A 566-nucleotide genomic window follows, 5' to 3' on the forward strand; every position below is an offset into this window, starting at 1 on the left:
TTTTCGATCCCGAGTGCTGCGTCTTCAGCATCCATACGCATATCAAGATAATGATCAAAACCCAGACCCGGTGAAAGTAACCCTGCTTCCTGACTGGTTCCCAGTTGATTGAGATAGGCCACGCCTGCCCAATATTCGTCAGAAGTAATATTTAGGTCTTCAATCGCTTTGTATAAATCTGAAAGCACACGATGGATGATTTGCTTCACACGTGGATTGCCGCCTTCTTGTTCCAGTCCGCTAGCGACACGTAAAAAGTCTTGTACATCCTGAGTATTGAATATCTTAACATCCATGGCTTTCTCCTTGAAATTGCCAAAATGAATAAATAGGGTGGCTTACTCTGCTGGCCCTACTTGCAAGCGACTTCAACATTTAGCATGATCATTTCACAATAAACTTAGCGATTAAAATGAGGCTGTTTCACTGTGAAATCATAAATGCGTTATGGATATGCGGCCTGCTTTTATATGTTCCTTAATGCTTAACTCTACCGAAAAGTCATGCGTTATCCAACACCTCTAAAAGTATGTTTTCATGCTTTTTAGGTATGTTAATTTATTTTT

Annotated in this window: 1 protein-coding gene; it reads right to left on the reverse strand. The window is 40.3% G+C overall.

From position 1 onward, the window contains the following. Positions 1-296: dioxygenase (locus IAE20_RS16675; protein ID WP_320159404.1), on the reverse strand; the 296-nt coding region annotated here is incomplete at its 3' end. Positions 297-566 lie beyond the last annotated feature (270 nt).

The organism is Acinetobacter sp. S54 (assembly GCF_016624945.1).
Taxonomy (GTDB): domain Bacteria; phylum Pseudomonadota; class Gammaproteobacteria; order Pseudomonadales; family Moraxellaceae; genus Acinetobacter.